The 4,401-nt window shown below is 64.4% G+C and carries 6 protein-coding genes; 2 read left to right on the top strand and 4 right to left on the bottom strand.

The genetic code is table 11. The annotated features are described in order from the left end of the window. Window positions 1-21: 21 nt before the first annotated feature. Window positions 22-1,494 carry an arsenic transporter gene (locus ABDV69_RS19135; RefSeq protein WP_343577213.1) on the bottom strand — a complete coding sequence of 491 codons (1,473 nt, stop codon included), beginning with the start codon at window positions 1,492-1,494 and terminating at the stop codon, window positions 22-24. Between the two features lie 194 nt (window positions 1,495-1,688). Here ABDV69_RS19135 and ABDV69_RS19130 point away from each other — a divergent pair, with 194 nt between their 5' ends. Then, a complete protein-coding gene (locus tag ABDV69_RS19130; RefSeq protein WP_343577211.1) occupies window positions 1,689-2,054 on the top strand; it encodes a metalloregulator ArsR/SmtB family transcription factor in 366 nt (121 codons plus the stop codon). 251 nt (window positions 2,055-2,305) lie between these two features. On the opposite strand, the gene ABDV69_RS19125 is transcribed toward ABDV69_RS19130, so the two are convergent. Beyond that, window positions 2,306-2,782 (bottom strand): hypothetical protein, encoded by a 477-nt coding sequence (locus tag ABDV69_RS19125; RefSeq protein WP_343577209.1) that lies wholly within the window; start codon window positions 2,780-2,782, stop codon window positions 2,306-2,308. Window positions 2,783-2,867: 85 nt separating this feature from the next. Beyond that, window positions 2,868-3,296 (bottom strand): DoxX family protein, encoded by a 429-nt coding sequence (locus ABDV69_RS19120; RefSeq protein WP_343577206.1) that lies wholly within the window; start codon window positions 3,294-3,296, stop codon window positions 2,868-2,870. Window positions 3,297-3,302: 6 nt separating this feature from the next. On the opposite strand from ABDV69_RS19120, the gene ABDV69_RS19115 reads away from it, so the two are divergent. Continuing rightward, on the top strand, window positions 3,303-3,665 hold the full coding sequence (locus ABDV69_RS19115; RefSeq protein ID WP_343577203.1) for a DoxX family protein: 363 nt from the start codon (window positions 3,303-3,305) through the stop codon (window positions 3,663-3,665). Between the two features lie 116 nt (window positions 3,666-3,781). Here the strand turns inward: ABDV69_RS19115 and ABDV69_RS19110 are convergent, their stop codons facing one another. Then, window positions 3,782-4,135: a DUF6431 domain-containing protein gene (locus tag ABDV69_RS19110; protein WP_343577218.1), complete on the bottom strand. Its 354-nt coding sequence runs from the start codon at window positions 4,133-4,135 to the stop codon at window positions 3,782-3,784. Window positions 4,136-4,401 lie beyond the last annotated feature (266 nt).

The following is a 4,401-nucleotide window of genomic DNA, read 5'->3' as shown; positions in this document are numbered from 1 at the left end:
GCAGAATTTGCTGGGCCGGGTTTAGGCGCCCACGACGGTCAGCCAGCCGGCGAAGGCGAGCAGGGTGGCCAGCAGCACCGGGATGGTGAGCACGATGCCGGTGCGAAAGTAGCGGCCCCAGCCGATGTGCATGCCCTTGCGGTCGAGCACATGCAGCCACAGCAGGGTGGCCAGGCTGCCGATCGGGGTGATCTTAGGGCCCAGGTCACAGCCGATGACGTTGGCGTAGACCATGGCCTCGTGAGCCAGCCCGGTCGCGCCGACGGCGCCGACGGCCAGCGCGGCGACCAGCACGGTGGGCATGTTGTTCATGATCGACGACAACACCGCTGCCGCCACCCCGACGCCGAGCGCGGCACCCAGCACTCCGTGCTGAGCGAATACGCCGAACAGTTTGGCCAGTTCGCCGGTCAGTCCCTGGTTACGCAGGCCGTAGACGACCAGGTACATGCCGATGCTGAACAACACGATCTGCCAGGGCGCTTCACGGATGACCGTGCCGACCGGAATCCGGCGCGGCGCACTCGGACGGTCGTCGGCGGTCATTGTCTGACTTGCTACGGAATCGGCCAGCTCGGCGGCCAGGTCGGCGGTGTTCACCGGATCGCCGAAAGAGCGCTCCTGCATGGTCCCGCCGGCACCCTCCGACACGGAAACCAGCGTTCGTGCCCGCTGGGAAAAGAGGAACGCGGGCTGCCGGGCGGCAACCGCGATCAAGACCACCGCACCGGCCCCGGCCACCACCGACAGCGGCACACCCGCCGGATCGGCCCCGAAATAGCCCACCAACAGCAACACCAGCACCGCCCACCCCGCGCGGAAGGTCAACGGGTCGGTGATGGCGTCCGCCGGACGACGCAACGCGGCCACCTCGTAGGTGGCCGGGATCGAGCGGTGAAAATACGCCATCAGCACGGCGAGGCTGGCCAACACCGACACCACGCCCACCGGGACCATGACCATAGCGAAGCGGGCGAAGCCGACATGGAAGAAGTCGGCAGAAACGATGTTCACCAGGTTGGAGACGACCAGGGGCAGGCTACCGGAGTCGGCGATGAATCCGGTGGCCATGACAAAGCCGAGCGATGCTTTGGGGGAGAATTTCAGTGCCAGCATGATCTGCATGACGATCGGGGTCAGGATCAACGCGGCGCCGTCGTTGGCGAAGACCGCGGCGATCGCGGCGCCGAGCAATACGATCAGGACGAACAGAACTCGCCCACGGCCGCGTCCCCACCGGGCCACATGCAAGGCGGCCCACTCGAAGAAGCCGGACTCGTCGAGAACCAGCGACACGATGATCACGGCGACGAAGGTCAGGGTCGCGTTCCACACGATGCCCACCACGGTCGGCACGTTGGAGAAATGCACGACGGTGGTCGCCAACGCGACGACCGCGCCGCCCAGTGCGCTCCAGCCGATGCCCAGGCCCCTGGGTTGCCAGATCACCAAAGTGAGCGTGACCAGAAAGATCAGAATTGCTGCCACTGTCATCGCTACCTAGACTCCCTTCGGTGGCCCTCGGCCACAATACATCGATGGAAATCAATACATCAACCCTATCTGATGTGGTCCCCGTCTCCGAGGAAGATCGACGTCGGGCCTGGCGTCTAAAAATCAAGTAGCTCAACGATTCTCATTGCGCTGACACTCTTGACATCAGGCGCTGATTAGCGTCATATCAAACTATGCTGATTCCAGCGCTGGCTGACGTTGACCGACGCGATCCCGGACCCGCCGGGGACCCGCCACCAGATGTTGCCGAGGCGGCTGTGAAACTCTTCGGCGATCCGCTTCGCGCGCAAATCGTCCGCCTGCTTGCCCGCGAACAGATGTGCACTTGTCATCTGGTGCACGACACCGGGGCGCGGCAGTCCACCATCAGCCACCACCTGCGCATTCTGCGCGAAGCGGGCTTCGTCGGCGCCGAGCCGCTCGGCAGATACACCTACTACAAGCTGCGTCCCGAGGCCCTGAGCGTTCTCAACGCCGGCATCGCGGAGCTCACCGTGCAGGCACACCGGGCTCAAGCGGCACGCCGGCCCTGCTCTTGATCCGACGGTGAGCGTTCATCGACGAATCCAGCCACGCTAATTCAACGCCCGACGCTCACCTTCGGGATCGTCGAGCTGTTCCTGTTGATCATCGTTTCGTCCCCACGCCAACGCGCAGTGCAGAACTACTCATGGTCGCGGTCGGGGAGTCCCCCGTCCTGGTTGCACGTCGAACCCATCTGGCTCCCGCGACACGTGCACGGCTGATTCCCGGCCAGCACCGGCCCGGGGCCACCGCCTGAAGATCAGGCTTATCCGCCGTTCGCTTTAGCGTTGATGACCTGCTTGGCGATGCTCGACAGGCTGGGTTCATTGCGCCCTGGTACGTCGATATTGATGACCCGCCGGCCGGGGTCCCCCGCGATGCGTAACAACCCGTGGAACCTCGGCTGGATCCCCGCCGCGTCCAGTTTTGTCATCCAGGTCACCCACGGATCGCGCCAGAGGAAACCAGTGGCGAGACGAGAGCCGATGATGCTCTCTTGGGTTGCCAGCCAGCCCACCTGCTGGTCGAGGACGTAGGCGGCCAGTCCGCGCGTGTTCGCGCCGTTGGCCTCCAACCGCAACGTCACTTCGACGGGACCAAGCGGAAGATCGTTTACCGCGTCCTCGAAGGCGGAAGTTCCCGCGACGGTGCGTGTCCGGCTTCCCGGCACGTCAACCACCCGGTAGTCGGTACGGGCGCTCGGCTGCCACGGCTTGGGCACAAGCCAATCCCAAATTGCCATATCCGGACCTTACTGGAGCCGCGGTGCCGATGGGGCAGTTCAACCACGGACTCAAAGCCGCACTCCGGGAGTTAGAGCGGCGACTCTACTGCAGCAGGAGAATGGCCACGCACATCAACAACATCAGGAGCGCAGGCAGAAACTTCGTCAGTGCGTCCTTGGCCTTCGCGTGCATAGCCAGTGCCCCGACCATCAACACGGCAACAATCAGTGCCGGCGGCCGGATGAGCACCGGAACCCAGATGCCTACGATCAGCAGCACGGCCGACCCGATCTTCAGGGCACCGACGGCGTAGAAGGACCACTCGGGAAGTCCATAGGTTGCGAATTCTTCTTTGAGCGACTGCGCCGAACCGCCCCGGTATGCGGTCGATGCCCGCGCCCGTACCAGCCAGACGTTGAGTAGCCCCAGTGCAACGATGATCTGGAGACTGGTGGAAACTGCCGAAGATGACATGTGGGTGCCTTTCGCTTCCCTATCGCTTTCCCAGGATCGATCGTTGATCGCGACCACTACACCATGACCTTGCTTTACCAGGCGTGCAAAGTTCTGTCGATTCTGTTGTTTCTGTATTACGGCTTGGCCATGCTCGTCGCCAACGCCATGGTGGAGGAGTTTGCCCGCTTCGGGCTGGTCCGATTTCGGAAGCTCACCGGGATTCTCGAGTTGCTCGGATCGCTGGGTCTCATCCTCGGCTACTTCCTGCCGCAGTTCACCGTCGCCGCTGCGAGTGGCCTGACCCTGATGATGGGCGTGGGAGTCGTTGTCCGCCTTCGCTGCGGAGAGTCCTTGGCGGATGCTCTGCCCGCCATCGCCATGCTGCTGATCAATCTCTACATCGTCGTCTACGCACTCAGTGTGGGGATGATCCCGGCACGGTAGCGGCCCTCCAGCGGCTTCCGGTGCGGCAATCTCGTGTCAGGCCGAACGCGTCGGCGGGGACTTCGCGTTCGCCGGCGCGGACGGCCGCGATGATGCGGTTGGCGACCGCGTCAGGCTCAAGGCCCTGACGGAGCCGGGGCGCCGTTCCGGCGATCGGGCGGTCCGTGACGGTTGCGATGCGGCGGTGTCCGAGCCCATTTGCCTTGTGCAGCAGTGCTGTGCCGATCACCACGGTAGTGTCGACGTGGTGGGGGTTGCAGCTGGGCCGGCATCACGATGTGGGTGCGCAGACAGCTGGCGCAGCGAGTGCGACGCGGTCTGATCGTGAGGGTCGCGCTGCCATGGGAACGGATCGTGCGGCGCCGGCCGTAGCCCCAGGCGGTCAGCTGGCCGACCTCGCAGCGCGGACAGCGCAGATCGCCGGCGGGGAGCAGTTGCTCGGCCAGTTCGGTGGTTCGGGCGACGATCACCGCAGACCCTGTCCACAAGCCATCAGCCTTACCTATCGCGGCCGGTCCGGCGCAGGGGCCAGTTCGTGTTGGGCCAGAGCAGCTTTGGTCATCTCGCCGTCACTGATCGTGACGAGGAAACGAAACCGCACCGAGCCCAGGACCGGATGAATTGATACCGGGCCCTACCGGCTATGGCGTCGGTCCTCGGCACGCTGATGATGCACACGACGGACACCGTGCCCGAGCCTCATCGGCATCGCAGGTGACGAAGACAGCCCCCGTGG

Origin of the sequence: Mycobacterium sp., assembly GCF_039583785.1 — a bacterium.
Lineage (GTDB): Bacteria > Actinomycetota > Actinomycetes > Mycobacteriales > Mycobacteriaceae > Mycobacterium.
This window is presented reverse-complemented; position numbering and strand designations above follow the sequence as displayed.